This window comes from Herbiconiux liukaitaii (genome assembly GCF_041927495.1).
GTDB lineage: Bacteria > Actinomycetota > Actinomycetes > Actinomycetales > Microbacteriaceae > Herbiconiux > Herbiconiux liukaitaii.
This window is the reverse complement of sequence record NZ_JBHFHG010000004.1, coordinates 411165-436240: the sequence shown is the minus strand read 5'-3', so window position 1 is coordinate 436240 and position 25076 is coordinate 411165. Positions and strand designations below refer to the sequence as shown.

General features: G+C 71.0%; 24 protein-coding genes. 13 read left to right on the top strand and 11 right to left on the bottom strand.

The window, feature by feature from the left end:
- Nucleotides 1-48: 48 nt before the first annotated feature.
- From ACEXQC_RS09690 to ACEXQC_RS09660, 7 genes are all read left to right on the top strand, one after another.
- Nucleotides 49-3174, top strand: a complete 3126-nt coding sequence (locus ACEXQC_RS09690) for a Na+/H+ antiporter subunit A (RefSeq protein WP_374820988.1) — start codon at nt 49-51, stop codon at nt 3172-3174.
- On the top strand, nt 3171-3680 hold the full coding sequence (locus ACEXQC_RS09685) for a sodium:proton antiporter (protein WP_374820985.1): 510 nt from the start codon (nt 3171-3173) through the stop codon (nt 3678-3680). The genes ACEXQC_RS09690 and ACEXQC_RS09685 overlap by 4 nt, the downstream gene beginning before the upstream one ends.
- Nucleotides 3677-5290 carry a Na+/H+ antiporter subunit D gene (locus ACEXQC_RS09680; RefSeq protein ID WP_374820983.1) on the top strand — a complete coding sequence of 538 codons (1614 nt, stop codon included), beginning with the start codon at nt 3677-3679 and terminating at the stop codon, nt 5288-5290. Before ACEXQC_RS09685 ends, ACEXQC_RS09680 begins: the two co-directional genes overlap by 4 nt.
- Nucleotides 5287-5988, top strand: coding sequence for a Na+/H+ antiporter subunit E (locus ACEXQC_RS09675; RefSeq protein WP_374820980.1), 702 nt, complete (start codon nt 5287-5289; stop codon nt 5986-5988). The genes ACEXQC_RS09680 and ACEXQC_RS09675 overlap by 4 nt, the downstream gene beginning before the upstream one ends.
- Nucleotides 5985-6248, top strand: a complete 264-nt coding sequence (locus ACEXQC_RS09670; protein WP_374820977.1) for a monovalent cation/H+ antiporter complex subunit F — start codon at nt 5985-5987, stop codon at nt 6246-6248. The genes ACEXQC_RS09675 and ACEXQC_RS09670 overlap by 4 nt, the downstream gene beginning before the upstream one ends.
- Nucleotides 6245-6694, top strand: a complete 450-nt coding sequence (gene mnhG / locus ACEXQC_RS09665; RefSeq protein ID WP_374820974.1) for a monovalent cation/H(+) antiporter subunit G — start codon at nt 6245-6247, stop codon at nt 6692-6694. Before ACEXQC_RS09670 ends, mnhG begins: the two co-directional genes overlap by 4 nt.
- A 66-nt stretch (nt 6695-6760) precedes the next feature.
- Entirely contained in the window at nt 6761-8047 is a 1287-nt protein-coding gene (locus ACEXQC_RS09660) for an ion channel protein (protein WP_374820972.1), read from the top strand.
- Here ACEXQC_RS09660 and ACEXQC_RS09655 read toward each other — a convergent pair.
- Nucleotides 8044-9060: an alpha/beta fold hydrolase gene (locus ACEXQC_RS09655; protein WP_374820969.1), complete on the bottom strand. Its 1017-nt coding sequence runs from the start codon at nt 9058-9060 to the stop codon at nt 8044-8046. The genes ACEXQC_RS09660 and ACEXQC_RS09655 overlap by 4 nt on opposite strands.
- Before the next feature lie 91 nt (nt 9061-9151).
- Between ACEXQC_RS09655 and ACEXQC_RS09650 the strand changes: the two genes are divergently transcribed.
- The 3 genes from ACEXQC_RS09650 to ACEXQC_RS09640 are packed head-to-tail and all read left to right on the top strand — an operon-like array spanning nt 9152 to nt 10284.
- Nucleotides 9152-9517 carry a biopolymer transporter Tol gene (locus tag ACEXQC_RS09650; protein WP_374820966.1) on the top strand — a complete coding sequence of 122 codons (366 nt, stop codon included), beginning with the start codon at nt 9152-9154 and terminating at the stop codon, nt 9515-9517.
- Nucleotides 9504-9809, top strand: a complete 306-nt coding sequence (locus tag ACEXQC_RS09645; RefSeq protein WP_374820963.1) for a DUF3253 domain-containing protein — start codon at nt 9504-9506, stop codon at nt 9807-9809. The genes ACEXQC_RS09650 and ACEXQC_RS09645 overlap by 14 nt, the downstream gene beginning before the upstream one ends.
- 46 nt (nt 9810-9855) lie before the next feature.
- On the top strand, nt 9856-10284 hold the full coding sequence (locus ACEXQC_RS09640; RefSeq protein WP_374820960.1) for an SRPBCC family protein: 429 nt from the start codon (nt 9856-9858) through the stop codon (nt 10282-10284).
- Between the two features lie 30 nt (nt 10285-10314).
- Here ACEXQC_RS09640 and ACEXQC_RS09635 read toward each other — a convergent pair whose 3' ends face one another.
- From ACEXQC_RS09635 to ACEXQC_RS09590, 10 genes are all read right to left on the bottom strand, one after another.
- Complete coding sequence (locus ACEXQC_RS09635) at nt 10315-11829, bottom strand: aldehyde dehydrogenase (NADP(+)) (protein WP_374820958.1); 1515 nt, start codon at nt 11827-11829, stop codon at nt 10315-10317.
- A gap of 71 nt (nt 11830-11900) precedes the next feature.
- Entirely contained in the window at nt 11901-12941 is a 1041-nt protein-coding gene (locus tag ACEXQC_RS09630) for a LacI family DNA-binding transcriptional regulator (protein WP_374820955.1), read from the bottom strand.
- Nucleotides 12938-14221, bottom strand: coding sequence for a fumarylacetoacetate hydrolase family protein (locus tag ACEXQC_RS09625; RefSeq protein ID WP_374820952.1), 1284 nt, complete (start codon nt 14219-14221; stop codon nt 12938-12940). The genes ACEXQC_RS09630 and ACEXQC_RS09625 overlap by 4 nt, the downstream gene beginning before the upstream one ends.
- Nucleotides 14222-14250: 29 nt before the next feature.
- Nucleotides 14251-15051 (bottom strand): enoyl-CoA hydratase/isomerase family protein, encoded by an 801-nt coding sequence (locus ACEXQC_RS09620; RefSeq protein WP_374820949.1) that lies wholly within the window; start codon nt 15049-15051, stop codon nt 14251-14253.
- Nucleotide 15052: 1 nt separating this feature from the next.
- Nucleotides 15053-16276, bottom strand: coding sequence for an ABC transporter substrate-binding protein (locus ACEXQC_RS09615; RefSeq protein ID WP_374820947.1), 1224 nt, complete (start codon nt 16274-16276; stop codon nt 15053-15055).
- Nucleotides 16273-17607: a CaiB/BaiF CoA transferase family protein gene (locus tag ACEXQC_RS09610; RefSeq protein ID WP_374820944.1), complete on the bottom strand. Its 1335-nt coding sequence runs from the start codon at nt 17605-17607 to the stop codon at nt 16273-16275. Before ACEXQC_RS09610 ends, ACEXQC_RS09615 begins: the two co-directional genes overlap by 4 nt.
- 99 nt (nt 17608-17706) lie before the next feature.
- On the bottom strand, nt 17707-18843 hold the full coding sequence (locus tag ACEXQC_RS09605) for an aldose 1-epimerase family protein (RefSeq protein WP_374820941.1): 1137 nt from the start codon (nt 18841-18843) through the stop codon (nt 17707-17709).
- Nucleotides 18843-19601 (bottom strand): SDR family NAD(P)-dependent oxidoreductase, encoded by a 759-nt coding sequence (locus ACEXQC_RS09600; RefSeq protein ID WP_374820938.1) that lies wholly within the window; start codon nt 19599-19601, stop codon nt 18843-18845. The genes ACEXQC_RS09605 and ACEXQC_RS09600 overlap by 1 nt, the downstream gene beginning before the upstream one ends.
- A 33-nt stretch (nt 19602-19634) precedes the next feature.
- Entirely contained in the window at nt 19635-20549 is a 915-nt protein-coding gene (locus tag ACEXQC_RS09595; protein WP_374820935.1) for a sugar phosphate isomerase/epimerase family protein, read from the bottom strand.
- Between the two features lie 73 nt (nt 20550-20622).
- The gene (locus ACEXQC_RS09590) at nt 20623-21699 is read right to left on the bottom strand and encodes a Gfo/Idh/MocA family protein (protein ID WP_374820932.1); all 1077 of its coding nucleotides are present in this window, start codon (nt 21697-21699) and stop codon (nt 20623-20625) included.
- Nucleotides 21700-21845: 146 nt separating this feature from the next.
- On the opposite strand from ACEXQC_RS09590, the gene ACEXQC_RS09585 reads away from it, so the two are divergent.
- The 3 genes from ACEXQC_RS09585 (at nt 21846) to ACEXQC_RS09575 (ending at nt 25050) form a co-directional block, all read left to right on the top strand.
- Nucleotides 21846-22574 carry a hypothetical protein gene (locus ACEXQC_RS09585; RefSeq protein ID WP_374820929.1) on the top strand — a complete coding sequence of 243 codons (729 nt, stop codon included), beginning with the start codon at nt 21846-21848 and terminating at the stop codon, nt 22572-22574.
- A gap of 5 nt (nt 22575-22579) precedes the next feature.
- The gene (locus ACEXQC_RS09580) at nt 22580-23851 is read left to right on the top strand and encodes an NAD(P)/FAD-dependent oxidoreductase (protein WP_374820927.1); all 1272 of its coding nucleotides are present in this window, start codon (nt 22580-22582) and stop codon (nt 23849-23851) included.
- 116 nt (nt 23852-23967) lie between these two features.
- On the top strand, nt 23968-25050 hold the full coding sequence (locus ACEXQC_RS09575) for an ABC transporter substrate-binding protein (protein ID WP_374820924.1): 1083 nt from the start codon (nt 23968-23970) through the stop codon (nt 25048-25050).
- Nucleotides 25051-25076: the final 26 nt, after the last annotated feature.

The following is a 25076-nucleotide window of genomic DNA, read 5'->3' as shown; positions in this document are numbered from 1 at the left end:
CCAAGGTAGACTGGGAAACCTGCCCTCTCCCCGACCCGAGGAGTCCGCGTGATCCTGGTCCTGCTGCTGTTCGCAGGGCTTGCAGCGCTCACGCCCGTACTCACCCGGCTGCTCGGCACCAAGGTCTTCTACCTCGTCGCGATCCTCCCGGCGGCGGCTTTCGTGTACACGCTGAGCCAGACCGGAACGGTGCTCGAGGGCGGCCAGGCCGTGCAGTCGGTGCCGTGGATCCCCCAGCTCGGCATCGCCTTCTCGTTCCGCGTCGACCTGCTCGCGTGGCTGCTCGCCCTCGTGGTGACGGGCGTGGGCGCGCTCGTGCTGATCTACTGCGCCCGCTACTTCAGCGAGCGCGAGCCCCAGCTCGGCCGGTTCGCCGCCCTGCTGCTCGCGTTCGCCGGCACGATGTACGGTCTCGTGACCGCCGACGACATCTACATCATGTTCATGTTCTGGGAGATCACGAGCGTGCTCTCGTACCTCCTCATCGGCCACTACACCGAGCGCAAGGAGAGCCGAGGTGCGGCCCTGCAGGCGCTCCTCGTGACCACCTTCGGCGGCCTGGCCATGCTCGTGGGCATCATCCTGCTCTCCACCGAGGCGGGCACGAGCTCCATCGAGGCCCTCGTGGCGAACCCCCCGGAGGGCAGCGGCCTCGTCACGACCGCCATCATGCTCATCCTCGTGGGCGCCCTCTCGAAGTCGGCCCTGCTCCCCTTCCACTTCTGGCTGCCGGCCGCCATGGCCGCCCCCACCCCCGTGAGCGCCTACCTGCACGCGGCCGCCATGGTGAAGGCGGGCATCTACCTCGTGGCCCGCTTCGCCCCGGGCTTCGCCGACACCCCCGGCTGGGTGCCCGTGCTCGTGGCCTTCGGCGTGTGGACCATGCTCGTGGGCGCCTGGCGATCCCTCCGCCAGTACGACCTCAAGCTGCTGCTCGCCTACGGCACCGTGAGCCAGCTCGGCTTCCTCACCGTGGTGGTGGGATTCGGCACCCGCGACTCGGCACTGGCCGGTGCCGCCCTGCTGCTCGCCCACGCCCTGTTCAAAGCCACCCTCTTCCTCGTGGTCGGCATCATCGACCACGACGAGGGCACACGGGATCTGCGCGAGATCTCGGGCCTCGGCCGACGCCGGCCCGTGCTCGCGGCCGTGGCGCTCATCGCCGTGGCGAGCATGGCCGGCATCCCTCCGCTCCTCGGCTTCGTGGCCAAGGAGGCCGTGCTCACGGCGTTCCTCCACGCGGGCGAGGAGGGCGACCTCTGGGGCTGGGTGGCACTCGTGGGCGTGAGCATCGGCTCGCTGCTCACCACGGCCTACAGCGCCCGCTTCTTCTGGGGGGCCTTCTTCACCAAGAAGGGCGAGTCAGGCGAGACAGCGGATGCGGCTGCCGCCAAGCGCGACCGCGCGCACCGCGAGGCGGGCCACGAACCGCACCCGCCGGCCAAGGCCATCCTGCTCGCCCCGATCGTGCTCACCCTCGCCACCATCGCGGGCGGCTTCTTCGCCGGGCCCATCAGCACGGCGCTCGAGGTCTACGCCGACAGCATCCCGCACACCACCGACTTCGCGTTCGTCGGAGGCTCAGGAGAGGTGCCGAGCACCTACCACCTCGCCCTCTGGCACGGCTTCGAGCCCGCGCTCGGCATCTCGGCGCTCGTGGTGGCCGGCGGTCTCGGCCTGTTCGCCATCCGCCGCCCGTTCGCCAGGCTGCAGCGCAAGATGCCGCACCTCATCGACGCCTCGCGCACCTACGTCACGATCGTGCGCGGCGTCGATCAGACCGCGGCCCGCGTGACCCTGTTCGCGCAGAAGGGCGGTCTGCCGCAGTACCTCGGCACCATCCTCGTGGTGTTCGTGCTGTGCCTCGGCGCCACCACGGCCTTCAACCGCACCTGGCCGAGCGAGATCGTGCTCTTCGACTACCCGGCCCAGGTGTTCGTGGCGCTCGCGATGGGAGTGGCCGCCATCATGGCCGCGCGGGCCACGCACCGACTCGCGGCCGTGCTGCTCGTGGGGGTCACGGGCTTCGGCATGGTGGCGCTCTTCGCCTTCCACGGCGCCCCGGATCTCGCCCTCACCCAGGCTCTCGTGGAGACCGTCACGATCGTGGTCTTCGTGCTCGTGCTGCGCCGCCTGCCGGTGAAGATCGCCCAGCACAACCGCCCCATGCGGCGCCGCCGTCGGGCGCTCATCGGCACCCTCGTGGGCGTGACCATGGGCGTCGTGGGCATGGTCGCGCTCGGCGCCCGCCAGGTGGGCGACCTCTCGGAGGAGCTCGCACGCCTGAGCGTGGAGGAGGGCCACGGCCAGAACATCGTCAACGTCATGCTCGTCGACATCCGCGCCTGGGACACCATGAACGAACTCTCGGTGCTCATCGTCGTGGCCACGGGCGTGGCGAGCCTCATCTTCGTGACGGGCCGCAACTTCACCATCCCGCGCCTCCGCGAATCGCGCGGCCGCCGCCAGGGAGCGCAGCGCATCCAGCTCGTCGACGATCCGCACACCTCGGACGAGATGCCAGAGGACAGGCAGCACTCGTGGCTGCTCGGCGGCAAGACGCTCTCGCCCGCCAACCGCTCGCTCATCCTCGAGGTGCTCGTGCGCCTCGTCTTCCACCCCGCGATCGTGGTGTCGATCTTCCTGCTCTTCGCAGGCCACAACGCCCCGGGCGGCGGATTCGCGGCCGGTCTCGTGGCGGGTCTCGCACTCATCGCGCGCTACCTCGCCGGCGGCCGCTACGAACTCGGCGAGACGCTCCCCATCGGCCCCGGCGTGCTGCTCGGCGCCGGCATGCTGCTGGCCACCGGCACCGCCGTGGGCTCGCTCTTCCTGGGCGCCGAGGTGCTCACGAGCGCCTACTTCTCCACCGAGCTGCCCCTCGTGGGGTACGTCTCGTTCGGCACCTCCACGATCTTCGACGTGGGTGTGTACCTCGTGGTGATCGGTGTGGTGCTCGACATCCTGCGCGCACTCGGCGGCGAGGTCGACAGGCAGCTCGCGGAGGACGACGTGGACGCGAAGCCCGACGACCACTCCGTGGTGGCCGAGGAGGCCGACACCCGAGGGCGTGTCGCCGGCAGCGACACGAGCGGCCGCTCCACCCCGAGCCGTGCGGATGCCGCCCCCAGCCGGTCGGATGCCGCGCAGAGCGCGGGGGGTGATGCCCGATGAGCGCTTCCCTCACCCTCGTGGTGCTCATGGCCGTGATGTACGGCACGGGCGTCTACGTGATGCTCGAGAAGAGCCTCACCCGCATCCTCATCGGCTTCCTGCTCGTGGGCAACGCCACCAACCTGCTCATCTTCATGATGTCGGGGCGGTCGGGCCAGGCACCGATCATCGACGGCGACACCACGGGTGCCGACATCGTCGATCCGCTGCCCCAGGTGCTCATGCTCACGGCGATCGTGATCAACTTCGGCATCACGGCGTTCATCCTGGCGCTCATCTACCGCTCGTGGTGGCTCTCCAACCTCGGCGACGAGGGAGACGACGTGCTCGCCGACGAGGAGCTCGAGGAGGCCATGGAGGCCGAGGCCACCGAGCAGTTCCACGCCTCGCTCGACGACGACGACGAGGCCGTGCGCCACGTGCTCGAGGAGGGCGGCGACGGCAGCGAGGACCACCCGCCCGCCACCGAGGAACCCAGCGAGAACGAGAGGGATGTGATGCGATGAACGCCCTCGTCCCGCTCCTCGTGATCATCCCCCTCGTGGGATCCGCGATCACCCTCATCCTCGGCCGCTACCCGCGCCTGCAGATCGCCATCAGCGTGACCGCGCTCACCGCCGTGACCATCGCGGCGGCCGTGCTGCTCGCGGTGGTCGACGAGACCAGCAGGCCCCTCGTGGTGAAGGTCGGCGGGTGGGAGCCGCCCTTCGGCGTCGTGCTCGTGGTCGACAGGCTCTCCGCCATCATGGTCGTGGTCTCGGCGCTCGTGCTGCTCGGCGTGCTCATCTTCGCCGTGGGCCAGGGCATCGCCGACCGGGATCGCGACACCCCCGTGTCGATCTTCCACCCCACCTACCTCATCCTCGCGGCCGGGCTCTTCGGCGCCTTCATCGCCGGCGACCTCTTCAACATGTACGTGGGCTTCGAGATGCTGCTCGCGGCGAGCTACGTGCTGCTCACGCTCGGCGGCACGGGCTCGCGCATCCGGGCCGGAGTGACCTACGTGGTGGTGAGCCTCGTGTCGTCGCTGCTCTTCCTCGGGGCCATCGCGCTCATCTACGGTGCGACGGGCACCGTGACCATGGCGCTGCTCTCCGAGCGCATGCGCGACCTGCCGCTCGACATCCAGATGATCCTCTGCGCCGCCCTGCTCATCGGCTTCGCCGTGAAGGCCGCGGTGTTCCCGCTCTCGTTCTGGCTGCCCGACAGCTACCCCACCGCGCCCGCGCCCGTCACGGCGGTGTTCGCGGGGCTGCTCACGAAGGTCGGCGTCTACGCCGTCATCCGCACCGACAAGCTGCTGTTCTTCGACGTGCCCCTGGCGGTTCCCCTGCTGATCGTGGGCGGGCTGACGATGATCGTGGGCATCCTCGGCGCCATCGCGCAAGCGGATGTGAAGCGGCTGCTCTCGTTCACCCTCGTGAGCCACATCGGCTACATGATCTTCGGTGTCGCCATCGGCACCGAGCTCGCCACGGGGGCCACGATCTACTACATCGTGCACCACATCCTGGTGCAGACCGCGCTGTTCCTCGTGGTGGGGCTGATCGAGCGGGTGGGGCACTCGACGTCGATCACGCGGCTCGGCGGGCTGCTCAAGAAGGCGCCGTTCGTGGCGATCCTGTTCTTCCTCGGCGCGCTCAATCTCGGCGGCATCCCGCCGTTCTCCGGCTTCCTCGGCAAGCTCGGCCTGTTCGAGGCGGGGGCTGCGAGCCCGAGCCCTCTCGTCTACGTCATGATCGGGGCGGGCACGGCCACCTCGCTGCTCACCCTCTACGCCCTCATGCGCGTGTGGAACATGGCGTTCTGGCGGCCGAAGGAAGACGTGGAGGGCTACGAGTCACCCCTCATGGAGTCGCTGCAGGAGAGCCCGGACGACACCAACGGATCCCCCTCGGGCGTGGCGACCGCCTCCGACACAGGGCTGCGCCGCTCGAAGCTCATGGTGAGCGCCACCACCGGGCTCGTGGCGCTCACGCTGTGCCTCACGGTGTTCGCCGGTCCGCTCTTCGACCTCGCGCAGCGCGCGGCGTTCAACGTGGCGACGCCCGAGAACTACGTCGACTCGGTGTTCCCCGAGGGCACAGACACCGTGTTCGAGGGGAGCACCCCGTGAGCCCCCGCACGCGCGCCCGTCTGCTCCGCGCCCGCATCGCGAGCGGCCTCGTGCCGTTCCTCGGGCTCGTGCTGCTGTGGATGCTGCTCTGGGGGCAGTTCACGTGGCTCGCGCTCATCACGGGGGTCGCGCTGGCCTTCGTGGTGTCGGCGGTGTTCTTCCTGCCCGCCGTGCGCTTGAGCGGGCGGATCAATCCGTGGCGTGCCCTGGTCTTCCTGGCCAAGCTGCTCATCGACATCGTGGTGGCTTCGATCCAGATCGCGTGGGTGGCCGTGAAGCCCGGCTACGTGGCCTCGAACGCGATCATCGCGGTGCCGCTGCGCACCCGGTCGGATCTCGTGATGACCTTCACGGCCGAGGCCATCGCGCTCGTGCCCGGCTCGATCGTGCTCGACATCGACCGCGAGAACGCCACCCTCTACCTGCACTCGTTCGACGTCACGTCGCTCGACGAGCTGCCGGCGCGGCGGCGGGCCGTGCTCGCGACCGAGCGGCGGCTCATCCTCGCGGCCGGGTCGAACGACGACCTGGTGCGGCTGCGCAAGTCGGAGGACGCCCTCGCCGCGGGGGCCGAGATCGAGACGGTGCCCGATCCGGAGGCGCCGTACGGGGTCGGAACCGGCGCGATCGATCTCACCGACGACGGCACCGGCGCCGGCACTGGCACGGACACCGGCACCGAAAGGGGTCGCTCGTGATCATCGTCGTCATCATCGCCGGGATCCTCATGGGTGTCGGTGCCATCGGAGCCATCTGGCGCATCATCAAGGGGCCGTCGGCGCTCGACCGGATCATCGCCTCCGACGTTCTCGTGGCGACCGTCATGTGCGCGCTCGGTGCCGAGATGGCCATCAACGGGCACACCGACACCCTGCCCGTGATGCTCGGTCTCGCCCTGTTCGGCATCGTGGGCTCAGTGAGCGTGGCCCGCTTCGTCTCCGCGAGGGACGACACATGAACCTCGACCTGGGATTCGACCTCGACGGCGTGAGCGGGGTGGGTGTGCGCGATGTCATCACGGTGCTGCTCGTGCTGCTCTCGGCGTTCATGTGCTTCGCGGCAGGCATCGGCCTCGTGCGGTTCCCCGACGTGCTGTCTCGGCTGCACGCGGCCACCAAGCCGCAGATCCTCGGGCTCATCGCCATCGTGGTGGATGTGGCCATCTCGAACTTCTCGGTGGGCACGGTCACGCTCGCGGTGGCGATCGTGTTCTTCCAGGGGCTCACCGCTCCCGCCTCGGCGCACATGACGGGCCGGGCGGCGTATCGCACGGGGCACTTCCTGCCCGAGACGCTGCTCATCGACGAGTTCGAGCGCATCGAGCAGCCCGCCGACGGGCCGGACCTCGACGATCCGGAGAAGCCGGATTCCACCGCCGAGGTCGGCGACGACAGCCGCACGTGATGACAATCCCGGCCCTCTGACGCCATACTGGTGTCCATTCCGAGGGGCGTCTGAACGGGGAGCGGCATGGGGGGCACAGCGGCCGCCGGCGGTGCATCCGGGCCCACCACGCGTCGACAGCTCGTGCTCGCGGTGCCGGCCGTGGCGATCGGGGTGCTCTCGGCACTCGTGCTGTTCGGCCTCGAGCAGCTCGCCGGCCTGCTCGAGCACGGCATCTGGGATGCGCTGCCGGCCGCGGTCGGGCTCGATCCGTCGAGCGGCTGGTTCATCCTCGCGGTGCTGAGCCTCACCGGGCTCGCCGTGGGGCTCGTGGTGCGGTTCGTGCCTGGCCACGGCGGCCAGGACTCCGCCACCACCGAGCTCATCTCCACGCCGCAGCCGCTCAGGGTGCTGCCCTCCCTCGCCCTCGTGGCGGTGCTCGGGCTCGCCGGAGGCGTGAGCCTCGGCCCGGAGAGCCCCATCATCGCCATCAATGCGGGGCTGTTCGTGGCCCTGATGGCGCGCTTCCTGCCGAAGGTGCCGCCGCAGCTCACGGTCATGCTCGCGGCGGCCGGAACCGTGGGCGCGCTGTTCGGCACGCCCGTGGCGGCGGCGCTCATCCTCACGGGCATCGTGGCGGCGCTGCCGACGGGCGGCGAGCTGTGGGACAGGCTGTTCCTGCCGCTCGCGGCCGCCGGGGCCGGATCGCTCACCATGACGCTGCTCGCGCGACCCACCTTCGCGCTCGGCCTGCCCGCCTACGACACCGTGGTGCAGCTCGACATCCTGGGCGCCGCGGTGCTCGCGACGGTCGCGGCGGGTGTCGGCATCCTGTGCATCCTGGTGTTCAGGGTGCTGCATCCGCTCTTCCATCGGATCGGCAACCCCGTTCTGTACATCACGCTCGGCGGGGTGGTTCTCGGCGCCCTGGGTGCGCTCGGGGGGCCGCTGACGCTCTTCAAGGGGCTCGACCAGATGGGCGAGCTGCTCGAGACGCGGTCGTCGCTCGGGGTGGGGCAGGTGCTGCTCGTCATCGCGGTCAAGCTCGTGGCGCTGGCCGTGGCGGCGGCGGCCGGGTTCCGGGGTGGGCACATCTTCCCGGCGGTGTTCCTGGGGCTGGCGTTCGGCATCCTGGCGAATCTGGTGCTGCCAGGGGTGCCGCTCACGCTGTGCGTGGCGGCCGGGGTGCTCGGGCTCGTGCTGGCGATCAGTCGGGACGGGTGGCTCGCGCTGTTCCTGGCGATCGTGGTGACGGGGAGTCTCGTGGCGCTGCCGCTCTTGTGCGTGGCGATCCTGCCGGCGTGGCTGCTCGTGTCGAAGGCCCCGCCGATGGTGGTGACGGCGACTCCCGAGCCCGGGCGCGTGGCCGCCTAGCCCCTATCGCGGGAGGGGGCGAAGGCGCGCCAGAGGATCTTGGCGTGGGCGGCCTTGGCTCGGCCCACGCCGGCCTCGTCGCCGCGGAGGGCGCTCACCCATTCGGCGATGCGGCTGCCCGTGGCGCCCAGCACCATGGCGATGTCGACGACCTTGGGCGGGGGCACCGCCGCCTCCGACGACGTCATGCGGCCGCGCCGGGCGAGCGAGCCGTCGACGTGGGCGACGGTGAGCTCGGCCACTCCCACGGCGTGCGCGTTGATGATGGAGTGCGCCGCTCCCCCGATCTCCCACGTGCGCACCGCTCTCGCCCTCCGCGCCGAGCGCGTGAGCCTCGAGTGGAAGCGCCGGGGCGAGGTGCGGTCGAACTCGCCGCGGATGAGCAGGGTCTCGGCCTCGACGAGCCCGATCCGCTCGCTCAGCCGGTAGCGCAGCATGTGCGGCAGCACGGTGAGGAAGTAGACCACGCCGCACAGGATGTACGACGAGAGCGCCGTGAGCATGAGGTGCAGGCTCTCGTGCACGGCCGACTGCGCGAAGCGGATGCCTTGCACGGCGGGGGTGCGCTCGGCCTCGTTGATGACGGGGCTCACGAGCACGCCGTGGGTGAACTCGGGATGGCGGAGGAGCACCTCGGTCACCACCTGGGTGCCCATCGAATGCCCGATGAGCACGGGGTTCTCGAGGCCGTAGTGCTCGAGCACGCTCTCGACCTGGTCGGCGAAGAAGGCGGCGGTGGGCTGTGCGGTGGGGCGCTTCATGCCGGCGAAGCCAGGGAGGTCGAGCGCGTACACGTCACCGTGTCTGGCGAGGGCGGGGGCGAGGAACTCGAAGTACGTGGCCGCGACACCCACACCGGCGATGAGCACGAAGTCCCGGCCCTTTGCGCCCTGCGCTTCTCCCTCGCGGGTGACGACCTTCGTGACGCGGGTCGCGAGCGAGTGCTCCCCCATGCCGCCGCCCGTGCGCACCCGCTCGACGGTCAGCTCGATGGGCGGCTCTCCCTCAGACATCCCTCCAGCATGCCAGGCGCGGGGTCAGGAGGGTGGGCGATGCGGGCGGCGGGGCGTAGCGTCGACGGCGATCGTGGTTCGGAGGTGCGGCATGGCGGAGTCGGCGGAGTCGGCGGAGGATGCTGCCACCGAGGATGAGCGCTGGCTCGTGATCGGCGGGCGGCGCTGGCGACGCACCGACCCGTCGCTGCCCGAGGACGTGGTGATGGCGCTCAAGTCGCACCTGGGGAGAGGGCGCTCCGGAGTGGGCGCGGCCAAGCGGCACGGCGACGAACCTGCCGTCGCGGCGTCGCGCGAGCGCGTGGGACTCGCGAAGCACGGCCTGGGCGAGCGCGGGCCGTACTGGTGGGAGGAGCCCGTCGCCGCCCGCCTCGCCCGCGCCCACGAGGCCCTGGAGGCCCTCACCGCCCTCGACGAGGAAGAGACCGACGCCGAGGAGGATCATGCCCGCTCCTGAGCCCGTCGGCGACGACGTGGGTGCGCGGCTCGAGACGACCATCCTCGAGCTGCTCTCCCGCCGCGCAGCCACCTCCACCATCTGCCCCTCCGATGCCGCACGTGCCGTGGACCCCGACGACTGGCGCCCGCTCATGGAGCCCGCCCGCCAGGCCGCGCAGCGCCTCGTGGACCGCGGCGAGGTCGACATCACCCAGGGCAGCACCCCGGTCGAGCTGGCGACCGCCCGCGGCCCCATCCGCATCCGCCGCCGCCCACCCGCCCCGGACACCCCGGAGCCCGACGACGCCTGACCGCGTGCGGGGTGACGCACTCGCCGGCACGGCGTAGCGTCAGGGGATGACGTGGAACGTGCGGCACCTCACCCGGTCGATCGACGCCGCGCCCGCGGAGGTCGCGGCCGTGGCGGGCGATCCGGCGCAGCTGCCGCGGTGGGCGGCGGGTCTCAGCTCGGGCATCCGCTGGGAGCCCGACGGCTCGGGTGGGGGCGGGCGGTGGGTGACGGAGTCGCCGATGGGGCTCGTGGAGGTGCGGTTCACCGGGGCCGTCGACGAGGGGATCCTCGATCACGACGTGGTGCTGCCTGATGGCTCCGTGACCCACAACCCGCTGCGCATCCTGCCCAACGACGGCGGCAGCGAAGTGGTCTTCACGCTCTTCCAGCTGCCCAGCACCTCCGACGAGGCCTTCGCCGCCGACGCACGCCTCGTGCAGGCCGACCTCGCCCGCCTGGCCGCCCTCTTCGCACCCCCATCCGCCTCCCTCTGATCGTCGCGACCAGAGGGAAGCAGGGCTGCGTCAGCCCGCCAGGTGGAGGGTGCCGTCGATGCGGCGGGGGATGGCGGTGTAGTCGTCGCGGAGCTCCTCGGGGAGGGCGGCGGCCGGCGCGTTCTGCCAGGCGAGCGGCCGCAGGAACCGGCGCACCGCGGTGACGCCCACCGAGGTGTGCTGCGAGTTCGTGGAGGGCCACGGCCCCCCGTGCTGCTGCGCCCACGTGACGCGCACCCCCGTGGGGTACCCGTTGAACACGACGCGACCGGCGTTCGCCGAGAGGGTCGGCGTGAGCGAGGTCACCACATCCGTCTCCGACTCCTCCACGTGCAGCGTCGCCGTGAGCGAGTGCGGGATGCGGCCGAAGGCCTCGCGCACCTCGTCCAAGCTCGTGTACCGCGCCACCACGATGAGCGGACCGAAGCACTCCTCCGCGAGCGACTCGTCGAGCGTGGCCGCCGACGTCTCGAGCAGGGTCGGCGCCACACTGAAGCCCTCCGGCGCATCGGCCGGCGCCTCCACACCCCGAGCCAGCTCGGAGGCGCCCGCCGCCGTGAGCCGCCCCTCGATCTCGTCGAACGACCCGCGGATGCGCCCGTTGAGCAGCACCTGAGCAGGCGCCTCGCGCGTGAGCGAGGCGAGCGCATCCACGATCGCCTGCCCCGACGCATCCGCCGGCACGAAGGCGATGCCGGGCTTGGTGCAGAGCTGACCGGCCGATCCGGTGTACGAGGTGAAGAGCCCCGTGGCGATCTCACCGCCGCGCACGGCAGCGGCCTCCGGCGACACCACGAGCGGGTTGATGCTCGAGAGCTCGCCGAAGAAGGGGATCGGATCGGGCCGCGTGTCGATGGCCTTCTGCAGGGCAGAGGCTGCACCGAGCGACCCGGTGAAGCCCGCGGCCTTGATGGCGGGGTGCTTGACGAGGTCGACGCCCGCGACCTGCCCGTAGACGATGCCGAAGGTGCCCCGAGGGGCGCCCACGCTCTGCGCCGCCCGCAGCAGCACCTCGTAGGACAGGCGCGAGGTGAGCGGATGCGATCCGTGCGCCTTGACCACCACGGGCGAGCCCGCGGCGATGGCCGACGCCACGTCGCCGCCGAGCACCGAGAAGGCGAAGGGGAAGTTGCTCGAGCCGAACACCGCGACCGGGCCGATGGAGACGAGCATGCGCCGCACATCCGGTCCGGGGCCGAGCGGGGTGTCGCCCGCGTGGTCGATGGCGGCCTCCACGAACGAGCCCTCGCGCACGGCCTCGGCGAAGAGCGAGAACTGGAAGGCGCTGCGGCCGGCCTCGCCCGTGAGCCTGGCGATGCCGAGGCCGGTCTCGGCGTCGGCGGTGGCCACGAGCTCGTCGCGCGACGACAGCACCTCCGCCGCCATGGCGTCGAGCAGCTGCGCGCGGAACTCGCGGCCCCTGCTCTGCAGTTCGTGGGCGGCGCCCTCCGCCCAGCGGGCGATCGTGTCGACGCCCTCCGTGCTCGTGGGCTCGAGGTCGGTGGCAGCGCTAACACCGGTACGCGGATCCGTCGTGGTCAACATTTTCATGTCCTTCAGGTGAGGGGGGGAGGCGTGGAGTGGGAGAGGGGAACGTGGAAGAAGGGGAAGGGCGGCTACGCGCTCTCGCGCGCCACCACCGAGAAGCCGAGGTCGACCGCCGAGGTCGCGGTCGAGCGGTTGTTCATGCGGGCGAGCAGCACCTCGCCCGCCACGGTGCCGATCTGCCGGTTGGGCACGGCCACGGTGGTGAGTGTCGGCACGAGGTGGCGACCGATCTCGAAGTCGCCGAATCCCGTGATGGCGATGTCCTCGGGCACCCGCAGACCCCGCCGCGTGCACTCGAGCAGAGCGCCGGCCGCGAACACGTCACTCGCGAACATGAGCACGTCGGTCTCCGGATGCGCGCGCAGCGCCTCGTCGAGCAGCCGCCTGCCGGTCTCGTAGTCGACCGTGGCCGTGCCGGAGTCGACGACCCGCACGGGTTCGCCGGGCAGCAGGGCCGCAACCGACTCCTCGAAGCTCGCGCGTCGGGCCGTGGCGCGGAAGTCGCCGCGCTGCAGCGATCCGGCGAAGGTGGGGTGGGAGTAGCCGCGCTCGATGGCGAACTCCACCACCGCGCGGATCGCCTCCCGGTTGGAGAAGCCCACGACGCTGTCGACGGGGTCGTCGCTCAGATCCCAGGCCTCGACCACGGGCACCTTCGACTCGCGCAGCAGGTGGTCGGTGGCCGGCGAGTGGTTGGTGCCCACGATGAAGATGCCGTCGGGGCGGCGGCCGAGGAACGCGCGCACGAGCGCCTCCTCGTGGGCCGGCCGGTAACCGGTGGAGCCGATGAAGAGCTGGTAGCCCTCCGGCGCGAGAACCTGCTCGAGCCCCTGCAGCGCGTCGGCGAACACGGAGGCGGAGATGGCCGGGATGATGGCCGCCACCGTCATGCTGCGGTTCGACGCGAGGTTGGAGGCGGCCAGGTTGGGCACGTAGCCGGTCTGGTCGATGGAGGAGCGCACACGCTCGAGGGTGAACTCGGAGACGAGGGCGGGGGTGCGGATGGAGCGCGAGACCGTCTGCGGGGAGACACCCGCATGGCGCGCCACGTCTTCGAGCGTGACCGTGTTGGTCGAGCGCCTCGAGGCCGCCACGCGCGGAGGAGTCACAGCAGCTGCCGCCTCGCCAGGTTCCTCATCAGCGAGCGGATCCCGAACTCCCACGGCTCGCACCTCTCGCTCTCCTCGACCTGATTGACCAGACTACCCAGTTCGGCCGCCGAGATCCGCACGATGTCGCCCGTGTGATGCGTGAAGCCGCGGTCGGGCTCGTCACGGTCGACGATGGGGGCGAACATGGTGCCGAGCATGAGCAGCGCGCCGTCGGGGTACTGGTGCTGCGGGCCGAGTAGCTGCCCCACGAGCTCCACCGGGTCGCGGCTGATCTCCGCCATGCGGGAGCTGCCGTCGAGGTGGAAGCCGTCGTCGCCGTCGATCTCGAGCGTGACGTGCAGAGCGCGCACGGTGTCGAGACCGAAGCCTCCCGGCTCGGAGTCGAAGAGTCGGATGAACGGGCCGAGCGCGCACGAGGCGTTGTTGTCCTTGGCCTTCGGCAGCAGCAGAGCGGATCGGCCCTCCACGTCGCGCAGGTTCACGTCGTTGCCGAGGGTCGCCCCCACGATGCGGCCGGTCGAGTCGATGAGCAGCGCGACCTCGGGCTCGGGGTTGTTCCACTTCGAGGTCGAGAGCACTCCCACCTGCGTGGCCGTGCCCATGGCCGAGAGGGTGGGGCCCTTGGTGAAGATCTCGGCGTCGGGGCCGATGCCGACCTCGAGGTACTGGCTCCAGAGCCCCTCGCCCACGAGGTACTTCTTGAGGGCGATGGCCGCCTCGGAACCGGGCTTCACCTCGCGCAGGTCGGTGCCGATCTCGGCCAGGATGCTGTCGCGCATGCTCGCCGCCGCCTCCGCGTCGCCCTTCACCCGCTCCTCGATCACGCGCTCGATCATGCTGATGGCGAAGGTGACCCCTGCCGCCTTGAGGGTCTGCAGGTCGACGGGGGCGAGCAGCCACGGGCGGGCGCCGTCGCGCGAGGCGGGCGGGGTGTTGGCGTAGATCTCGTCGAAGCTCCCGAGCCGGGGTGCACCCTCGGCGGCGGAACGGGCCTCGGCGGCGGGGTCGGCGGTCTCGGCGAGCGCGCTCACGGTGCTGAACCGGGCGCTCAGGTCGAAGACGCCGTCCTCGCGGATGAGCACGGGCGACGGCCCCTCGACCGCAGGGTCCCACACCCGCCCGAGGAGCGTGCCGGCGTAGCCGTCGGCGGGCAGGGCCTCGGCCGCGGTGCCGGCCCAGTGCGCGGCCGTGGTCTCGGCGGCGCCGGTCTCGGCGGTGGTGGTCTCGGCGCTGGTGGGCTCGGCGCTGGTGGGCCCGGTGCTGGCTGTCTCGGTCATGGTGCTCTCCTAGGGTTCTGGCGGCCGGGTCAGCGGCGGTGGAAGGTGCCGGCGCGCTTCTCGGCGAAGGCGGCTCGGCCCTCGGCGGCGTCCTCGGTGGCGAAGGTGACGGTCTGCAGGTCGCGCTCGTAGGCGATCGCCTGGTCCTGGGGCAGGTTGTAGGCCGCGCGCAGATTGGCCTTCGCGGTCTCGGCCGCGATGGGCGGGCGGGAGGCGATGGTGCGCGCGAGCTCCTGCGCCCTGGCCACGAGGCCTGCGGGCTCCACGAGCTCGGAGACGAGCCCCCAGGTGAGAGCACGCTGGGCGTCGATCGGATCGCCCGTCATGAGCATGAGAGCCGCATTGCTCGCACCGATGGAGTGGCCGAGGAACGTGCTCATGCCACCGCCACCGATCCAGCCGAGCTTGATCTCGGGCGCCGCGAACGACGCCGTGGTGGAGGCGAGGCGGATGTCGCACGTGAGCGCCGTCTCGAGCCCTCCTCCGAAGGCGTAGCCGTTGACGGCCGCGATCACGGGCTTGCGCAGCAGCCGCAGGGCGTCGCAGTAGTCGGCGCGGTTGCGGAAGTCCCAGGGTGTGGCGTACTTGTCGAGCTGACGGATGTCGGAGCCCGCGCAGAACGCCCGTTCGCCCGCACCCGTGAGCACGACGGCGCGCACCGCATCCGAGTCGTTGGCCCACTCGGCGGCCTCGACGAGCGCATCCGACATCTCCTGCGTCACCGCGTTGAGCTTCTGCGGCCGGTTGAGCGTGATCGTGAGCACCTGCGCGTCGAGCTCGAGCACGATCTCGGGGGTGCCGGTGGCCGGCGGCGTGGCGGAATCGGTCATGTCAGACCCTTTCGATGACGGAGGCGTTCGAGGCGTCGAACGCCTTCTGGAGCACGGTGAGGCCGCTCTCGATCGAGGTCTCCCCCGCCACGACCGAGCGGACGATGGCGGAGGCCTCGGTCTGGAACGGGATGTAGCCGTTGTAGCGCGGGCGCACCCACGACTCGTCGATGGTGCGGACCGTGGAGCGGTAGAAGCCGTGGCTCGCCGCGTCGACCTCGGCGTCGTCCCAGGCGGCGCGCGCAGAGGGCTGTCCATCGTGCTGCGGGATGAAGCCCGTCTGCGTGGAGGCCGACATGAGCCAGTCGATGTGCTCGACGAGCGCCGGGGTCACCTCGCAGCGAGCGCTCACCGCGAGACCCGTGCCGCCGATCGTCGATCCGCGACGCCCGCCCGGCGAGCCGGCCGGCGCGTCGACGAAGCGCACGGTGGGCGAGGAGTAGGTGACGTAGCCGTAGACGAGCGGGATGTAGGCGATGTCACCGGACGCGCCTGATGGGCCGGATGCACGCGAGGATGCGGATCCGCCCGAGGAGTCGGATGCGTCGGATCCGCCCGCCCCCGAGAGCCGCTCGAGCAGGGCGATGGGGTTCTGCGCGGCCGTTCCCTCGGGAGCCCGCGATCCGATCGAACGCAGCAGCTCGAGCGCACGCGATCCGGTCTCGCTCGAGATGAGCGGTGTGCCCGGCCGCCGCCCCGGCTCCTCGCCGAACGCCACGCAGATCGAGGCGAAGCTCAGGAAGGCGTGCGGCCCGGCGAGCGAGAGCGCTACGGGGGCACGGCCGGCGAGCGACTCGACCTCGTGCCAGGTGGTCGGCACCTCGGCGGGGTCGAGCAGGGTGGTGCTGTGCACCGCCACCTGGGTGGCCGCGTCGAGCGGCACCGCCCACTGGTAGCCGTCGGCCGAGTAGGAGTCGAACGAGGGCCCCACCGATTCGCGCGACCAGCGCTCGATGCGCGCCGCTCCCACCACCGCGTCGATCGGCTGCAGCGAGTGCTTCTCGAGCGCCTCGCCGAGGTGCGGGTGGTCGAGCACGATGAGGTCGTAGTTGGCCGCGAGATCGTCGATGGGGTGCGACTCGAAGTGCTCGAGCGAGTGCGCGCTCCAGGTGATGTCGACACCCCCGGAGCCCGCGGCCTGCCGAGCCGCCGCATCCCGGGCCGCTGCCTCGAGGGCGTTGCGCCCGCGGGGGTGGTCCCAGGTGATGCCGCGGTAGGAGGTCACGCCCGCTCCCCGGCGGGCACGGGTGCGCCGTCGAGCACAGCCGGCGCAGCACCAGACTCGGCGGCGGCTCCCGCGGCCGCGACCTCGACCTCGGGCTCGGGCTCGGGCTCGGGCTCGGCGGCCACGACGCCCGCGCCGATGAGCGCCTCGGCCCGGTCGCCGTACCCCAGCTCTTCGAGGATCTCGCGGGTGTGCTCGCCCGTGAGCGGCGCACCCCTGTCGATGCGCGCAGGCGTCTCCGAGAGCTTGTACGGGAATCCGGGAGTCTTCACGAGCCCCTCGGTGGGGTGCTCGTATTCGATGAAGGTGCCGTTGTGCTTGATCTGCTCGTCGTCGACGAGCGCCTGGTAGTCGTAGACGGGGCCGGCCCAGATGCCCACGGCCGAGAGGGCGGCGAGCCAGTGCTCCGACGACTCCGTGGCGAGTCGGGCTGCGGTGCGCGCGAAGATCTCGTCGCGGTGCTTCCAGCTGTCGGTCTCGGTGTCGAGCCCCAGGAAGAACGGCTCGTCGAGCACCTCGCCGAGCGTGTTGAGGTCGGGCATGGCGAGCGCGATGTAGCCGTCGGTGGTGGAGAACGTGCCATAGGGCGCCCGGATGTAGACGTGGGCGTGCGGCTCGGCGCCGCGCGTCTGCGGCACGCCGCCGACGGTGAACACCGAGAGCTCCTGCATCTGCAGCGTCGTGATGGCATCGAGCATGTTGACCGAGACGAGCTGCCCCTGGCCGGTGCGCTCGCGGTGGAACAGCGCGGCGAGCACTCCCTCGAACGCGGTCGAGGCGGTGACGGCGTCGACAAGGTACTGGCCGGCGGGGGCGGGCGGATGCCCGTGGCTGCCCGCCGAGAGCATGGCGCCGCTCATGGCCTGCAGCAGCAGATCCTGCCCCGGCCGGTTGCGGTACGGGCCGTCTTCGCCGTAGCCCGAGATCGAGACGTAGACGAGCGAGGGGTTGAGCTCGCGCAGCGTCTCGTAGTCCACGCCGAGTCGCGCGGCGACGCCCGGGCGGTAGTTCTGCAGGAAGACGTCGGCCGTCTTCACGAGCTCGTAGAGGATCTCCTTGCCCTCGGCCGACTTGAGGTCGACACCGATGGAGCGCTTGTTGCGGTTGAGCGAGAGGAACGAGACGTTGATCCGGTTGCCCGTGGCCCCGCCGGCCGCCGCGTGGCGCTGCCACTCGCCCGTGGTGGGCTCCACCTTGATGACGTCGGCGCCGAGGTCGCCGAGCCGCTGGGCGGCGAACGGGCCGGCCATGGCGATCGAGCAGTCGAGCACGCGGATGCCCGAGAGCACCTCGGGAGCGGCGGATGCCTCGGTGGGGAGTGAGTCGCTCATGCGTGGATCCTCGTCGTCGGGGGGCGACCTCCGCGAGAAACGGATGGCAGCGCTAACATTCTACAGTGATTCGGTGGTGGGCGGAGCACGGCACGGCCTCTACTCGGGCTGCGGCGCGATGGCGCGGATGGCGGCCCGCACGGCCTCGGTCTCGGCGCGGCCCTCGAGCACGCGGATGCGGGTGCGGTACTCGCGGCTCTCGCCGTGCTCGAGGAACACCATCGAGCCGTCGTCGCGCGCCGCGCCATCGCCGTCCACGTGGTGGGTGGAGGGCTCGAGCCCCACGGCGTACTGGCCGCTCCGCAGGTTCTGCCACTCGAAGAAGTGCGGCATGCCGGCCGAGGCCCAGCTCACCTCGACTCCGCGGGAGCCGTCGGCGGCGAGGAGTGCCACCCGGTGGTCGCCGTCGGGGCCGGCCACGAGCTCGTGCTCGTACACCTGCTCCACGAAGCCCTTCTGCGGGGCGGGCAGGGTGCGGTACGAGAAGCCCTGCTCGGCCACCGAGTCGGAGGTCCAGAGCCGCGAGGCGATGGGGGCCACGAACTCGGTGCCCTCGTCGACGAAGGGCCAGCCGAAGTTGAGGTGGTAGAGGAACATGTGCGGCGTGGGCTCGAAGCCGAGGTTGTCGACCACGTCGTGCAACCGGATCTCGCGGCCGTCGAAGTCGAGCTCGATGGTGCGGGTGAGCCGCAGGTGCTCGCCGAACGAGGTGGCCTGCACGACCTCGCCGACGACGCGCAGCACGGGGGTCCCGGCCACGCCGTCCACCACGGCACCAGGCACCTCGCGGGCCTCGAGCAGTCGCGCCGGAATGGCGGTCAGCCGGCCGTGCAGACCGTGGCTCACGCTCTGCTTGGGCGGGTAGTTGTAGCGCGTGGCGTCGACCTCGCCGCCGAAGAGCGTGTGGTCGAGGCCGCCCGAGACGAGCAGGCCGTCGAGGGCGCGCAGCCATGAGAGGCCACCCTCGTCGTTGTGCTCGTGCAGGCCGGGGTGGCGGAAGCCGTTGCCCGAGCGCCAGCCGAGCGGCACGCCCTTGAAGCGGGCGGAGCCGAGGTCGAAGGCACGGTCCACGAGCACCTCGAGCTCGAGGCCGGCGGCGGTGCGCAGGTCGATGGCGCGCACGCCCCGCTCCACCCCGTTGTCGAGCACCACCTGGCGGATGCCGGCCACGGCCGAGAGGTCGCCCGTGCGCTCCGCGAGCTGCTCGCGGGTGAGGTCGAATCCGAAGACGTCCATCACTTCATCACCCAGCCGCCGTCGACGTTGATGGTCTGCCCCGTCACGAACGACGAGTCGGGGCCCACGAGGAACGAGACCACGGCCGCGAGCTCGGCATCCGCACCCCGGCGCTTGAGCGCCTGGTGCTCGATCACGTGCGCCGAGTACTCGGCCGCATCGCCCTGGATCTCCTCGGCCTTCGTGGGGAACGCGCCGGGGGCCACGGCGTTGACGCGCACCCCGAACTCGCCGAGCTCGCGGGCGAGCGCCCTCGTGAGCGCCACGGCGGCACCCTTGGTGGAGACGTAGCTGGCGAGGTTCGACCAGCCGCCGTTCCAGGTGATCGAGCCCACGTTCACGATGGCACCGGCCGACTGCCCGGCGCGGCCGCGAGCGACCATGCCTCGGGCGGCGACCTGTGCGGTGTAGAAGTAACCGCGCTGGTTGACCGTCACCACGTCGTCGTACTCGGAGAGCGGGATCTCGAGGAAGGGTGTCGACGGGTAGATCGCGGCGTTGTTCACGAGCGCCTCGATGGGGCCGAACGAGGCCTCGGTCGAGGTGATCGCCGCTTCGATCGCCGCGGCGTCGCGGAGGTCGACCTCGAGCACCCGCACCGGCACTCCCTCGGCCTCCAGCTGCGCCGCCGTCTCGGACAGGTCGTCGCTCGCCCGGCCGAGCACACCCACGGCGAAGCCGTCCGCCCCCAGCCGCAACGCCGTCGCCCGCCCGAGTGCGCCGCCCGCTCCCGTGATGACCGCTACCTTCTGCTGCACGTCTCTCCCTCTCGTCCCGCTCCCCGATACCGGCTAGATCGTGTACTTCTTGAGGATATCCGTGACGAACTGCTTGGCCCGGGGGATGTCCGACTCGTCGAGGTGCTCGATGATGAGCGGCGCGTTGGGGTTCTGCTCCGAGAGCCGCTGCAGGTAGAGCTCGTAGTCGAGCGAGCCGAGGCCCGCGGCCGGCAGCTCGATCTCGCCGACGCCGCGGAAGGTGTGCGAGGCCAGGGCGTCGTCGTCGCCGATGTCGGCGTGCTTCTCGCTCTTGTCGTCGCCTGCGCGCTTGACGTCCTTGGCGTGGGCCACGCGCACGCGGTCGCCGAGGGTGTCGAAGACCTCGTTGAGCACGAGCGCCTGGTCGTCGATGTTGGTCGCGTCGAAGTAGTTGGTGGGGTCCATGAGCAGCTCGAGGCCGGGGGTGCGGATGTCGTTGAACACGCGCACGGTCTCGCGCACCGATCCGATGACGTTGTTCACGTAGGTCTCGAGGAGGAACGTGGCTCCGTGGTCGTAGGCCTCCTGGGCGAGCTCGGCGAGCACCGTGCGCACCTGCTCGTAGGCGTCCTCCGAGCGGTTGTGCGGGTCGTGGTCCCACTCGCTGTCGGGGTTGAAGGTGCCCGACTCCGAGATGACGTACTTCGAGCCGAAGTTGCGCGCGTTGCGGATGATCTCCTTGAGGTACGCCACGTTGGCCGCACGGCGCTCGGGGTCGGGGTGCACGATGTTCGTGTAGCCCGAGATGGCCGAGATCGGCAGGTCGTGATCGCGGAAGGTGTCGCTGACCAGCTTCGCCTTCTCCTTCGTGATCTGGCCGGCGCTCAGGTCGAGATCCTTGAAGTGCAGGTCGAGCTGCACCGTGTTGAAGCCCTGCGCGCGGATCTTCTCGGCGGTGGTCTTGAGGTCGTAGGGGTAGTAGGCGGTGAAGATGCCCAGCTGGATCATGGCGTCGTTGCTCCTTGTTGTCCGGTGGTCGTGTTCGTGGGTGAAAAGCGAAGTGGGCGGGGGCCGGGCCCGGTCAGAGGGTGAACTCGTCGAGGCGCACGGGGCGCTTCTCGGCGACCGAGCGGTAGCCGGCCTCGATGAGCGCCATCGTCTTGACGTTGTCGGCCACCGAGAGCTCGGGGGCGGCGCCGGTCTCGACGGCGTGCTGCAGCTGCTCCATCACGCCGATGAAGGCGTGCGGGAACCAATGGGTCTCCCACGTGGGCTCGACCCACTTGCCGTCGGTCGTGAGGGCGGAGGCGTAGCGGATGGTCGAGGGCGTGCCGTTCGGCCAGCCGATGGTGCCCGTGGCCACGCCGCGCGTGCCCTCGACGCGCCACTTGATGAAGAAGTCGTCGTCGAAGCCCTCCTCGCGGGGGCCGCCCCAGACATCCTCGACGCTGAGCGCCAGGACGTCGCCCGGGAAGCGGAGGGTCGAGACCACGATGCCGTCCTCGTGCTCGAACTCGGTGCGCGGATCCTGCCGCACCACGGTGCTGATCTCGCTCGGGTCGCCGAAGAGGTACCGCAGCGCATCGAGGTGGTGCACACTCATGTTCGAGAGGGTGAGCCTGTCGTAGCCCTCGAGGAAGCCCTGCCAGTGCGGCACCGCGTGCATGTCGATCTGCGCGAACACCGGGTCGCCGAGCGCCCCCTCGTCGAGCAGCTGCTTGAGCGAGCGGATGGACTGGTCGTACCGCATGTTCTGGTTGACCGAGAGCGGCTTGCCCGCGGCCGCCGCCTCGTCGCGCAGCGCGATGGCCTCGTCGAGGCTCAGGGCGAGCGGCTTCTGGGCCAGGATCGCCTTGATGTGCGGCTGCTTCAGCGCGGCACGGATGAGGGCCGGCTGCAGGTCGGGCGGATACGCGATGTCGAGGATCTCGATCGACGGGTCGGCGATGAGGTCGTCGGGGGTGTCGTGCACCGTGGCGATGCCGTACCTGTCGGCGACGGCCTGCGCGTTGGCCTTCGTGCGCGAGGCGATGGCCACGACCGGGAACCCACCGAGGCGGTAGGCCTCGAGGTGCTGGTCGGCCATGATGGCACCGGCTCCGATGCAGCCGATGCGGTGGCTGCGGGTACGGATCTCCACGTCGGGTGTGAGGGTCACATCGTCTCCTATCGCGTCGTTGCGACGATTCGATCACACTAGCGAAGTGCGACTGATAGCGCTACTGGCAGCGCTGCCATCCCCACGGTATCGTCGCGGGCGGCATCCGTCAACGACAATCCGCGTCATCCGGATATCGTCGGAGCATGGCAGCCACGACGATGCGCACCGCGACGGGCTGGGCGAGCCTGATCTACTCGGTCCAGGCCGTGGTGCTCATGGTCGTGCTCATCGGCACGGCGCGGGTCGTCGCCCTGCCGATCGAGGCCGTCTTCCGCGACGGCGAGCGGACGGTCACCACCTCGCTGGGGGCGGTCGATCTCGGCTGGGCGCTCGTCGCGATGCTGCTCGGCGGCGCCGCGGCGCACGCGCTCGCCGCGGCCGGAGCGCGGCCGCGGGCCGCGAGGGCGGAGGCCGCGAGGCCGGGTGCACTCGTGGTCGCGGGGTGGTCGCAGGGGCTCGGCATCCTGATCTTCCTGATCGCCCGGCTGAACGGTATCGCCGACCCGGTGGAACTCATCCCCCTCTTCGCCCTCGGCGCGGGGAGCGTGTGCCTGCTGGGGATCGACGACGGGTCGTCGCCGCGCCGGCGCCGGCCGACCGCCTGGGCCGCGGTGCTCGGCATCGTGCCCTGGGGCGTCATCGCTTTCGCGCAGATCGGCGCCACGATCACGTCCGGCGCACCCGCCTCCGGTGTGCGGATCGTCACGATCGCCGCTCTGGCGGTGGCCGCCATCGGCTGGTGGATCGCCTGGCGCCGCCCCCGGGCGGCCCGGCCGAGCGATGTCGCCGTCATGACCGTGGCGCTCTCGGCGCTCACATGGGCCATCGTCGTTCTGATCGTCCTGGGTCTCCCACCACACGAGAACGGATGACGACCGTGGCAACGGATTCACAGCACGACGTGGTGGTCATCGGCGCTGGTCTGGCCGGACTGCGGGCGGCGATCCGACTGGCACAGGAGGGGTACGGCGTCGTCATCGTCGAGGGCGGCGACGACGTCGGGGGGCGGCAGCGCACCGACGCGATCGACGGCTTCCTGCTCGATCGCGGCTTCCAGGTGCTGAACCCGGCCTATCCCGCGATCCGGACGTGGACCGACGCCCGGGCACTCCGGATGCGGAGCTTCCCGGCCGGGGTGCAGGTGCGGCGCGAGCGCGGACTCGTCGCGATCGCCGATCCGCGGCGCCACCCCACGAGCCTCGTGGCGTCGCTTCGGAGCGGCCTCATCTCCCCGCGCGGGATCGTGGGTCTCGCGCGCTGGATCGCACCCGCGCTCGTCGCGCCCGGGCGAGCACTCCACGGATCCGACCGCACGGTGCGCGAGGGGTGGGATCGAGCCGGGTTCTCGGGGCCGCTTCGCGACGAGGTGCTGGAATCCTTCCTGTCGGGCGTCATCGCCGATGCGCGCTTCGACACCTCGGATGCGTTCGTGCGGATGCTCGTCCGCCTGTTCGCGCTCGGGTCGCCCGGCCTGCCCGAGCGGGGCATCCAGGCCCTTCCGCTGCAGCTCGCGACCCGCGCCCGGGCGCTCTCGGTCGACATCCGTCTGGAGAACTCCGTGCGACGGGTGCGCGCGCTGCCCGGGGGAGTCGACGTCGACGTCGAGGGGGCCGACACCCTGCGGGCGGGCTCCGTGGTGGTGGCGGTCGGCCCGGAGGCCGCCGCCGGGCTGACCGGAACGCCACAGCGCGCGACGCGGGGCCTGCAGACCTGGTGGTTCCACGCGGAGGAGCCGCCCACCGCATCCGGGATGCTGGCCGTCGACGGACGTCGACGGGGGCCGGTGGTCAACACGGCGGTCATCTCGCACACCGCGCCTAGCTATGCGCCGGCGGGGCAGCACCTGATCGAGGCGACCTGCCTGCTGCCGGGGTCGGATGCCGCGGCTCCTGACGAGCGATCCGTAAGGGCCCACTTGGCTGAGATCTGGGGCGCCGGGGCCGGTGTCGGGGCGTGGAGGCTGCTCCGCCGCGACGACGTCCCGCACGCCCTCCCCGCTCAACCACCGCCCCTGCGGGCTCGCCCGCCCCGGGTCGGCCCCCGCCTCTACCTCGCGGGCGACCACCGTGACACGGCGTCCATCCAGGGCGCGCTCGTCTCCGGCGACCGCGCGGCGCGTGCCGTCATCGCCGACCTCCGAGGGCCCTGACCCTTTCGCGCACTCTCCTTCATATCGGTTGGGGGCGAGATTTGGCAGCGCTACTGGTAGCGCTGCCATTTTTGCGCTAGTGTCCCGATCACCCACTCGATTTCAAGGGAGAAATCATGCACTCACAGCGCACAGACCGCTTCGCGAAGGGGGCCGCACTGCTCGCGGCCGCCTCGTCGCTCGCCCTTCTCGCCGGTTGCACGAGCGCCCCCGCCGAAGGCGGCGGGAGCGCGGATGCCGGCGGCGACGACGGCAAGTTCGTGATCGGCTTCGAACAGCCCCTCGGCGGCCAGGCCTGGCGCGAGATGGGCCTCGCCTCACTGCAGGCCCTCGCGGCCTCGCCCGAGTACGCCGACAAGGTCGAGCTCAAGATCGTCCGCACCAACGACAACGACGCCGCGCAGCAGAACGCGGCCATGCAGAACCTCATCGCCGACGGCGTCGACCTCATCCTCTTCGACCCCGCCTCCTCCTCCGGCGCGGATGCCGCCATCACCCAGGCCACCGCGCAGGGCATCCCGGTGATCGCCAACGGCGGCCCGTACGACAGCGAGGACGTCTACGTGGTCTCGACCGACTGGGGCAGCGCAGGCACCATCGGCGCCGACTGGCTGCTCGAGAACCTCGGCGACGACAAGAACATCGCCGTGCTCGAGGGCCTCGCGGGGGTGCCGCTCAACGAGGGCACCATGCCCGGCGTGATCGAGACGCTCGAGGGCGGCGGCGCCACCGTCGTGGCGCAGGACACCAACGGCTGGAACGAGGCCACCGCGCAGGAGGCGATGTCGAACATCCTGCGCTCGAACCCCGACATCGGCGGCGTCTACTCCTTCCTCACGGGCGGTCAGGGCGTTCCGGAGGCCTTCAAGGCCGCCGGTCTCCCGTTCGTGCCCGTCGTCGGCGGCTCGGGCTACAACGGCGAGGCCTGCACCCTGGCCGAGTACGCCCCCGAGGGCCTCACGGGCAACATGGTCTTCGGCCAGCCCGCCATCTACGCGAAGGGCCTCGAGCAGGCCGTAGCACTGCTCGAGGGCGAGGAGATCGAGCGGGAGCAGTACTTCCCGCCGCTCGAGATCACCGAGGAGAACGCGGCCGAGTACTGCATCGCCGACAAGCCCTCTAACTTCCAGCTCGGCTACGACTTCCCCGGTCTCGACCTCACGCTCGACCAGGTCATGGAGTTCTACTCCGGCTCGTAGGCCCGACCCCCCTGCACGGATGCCGC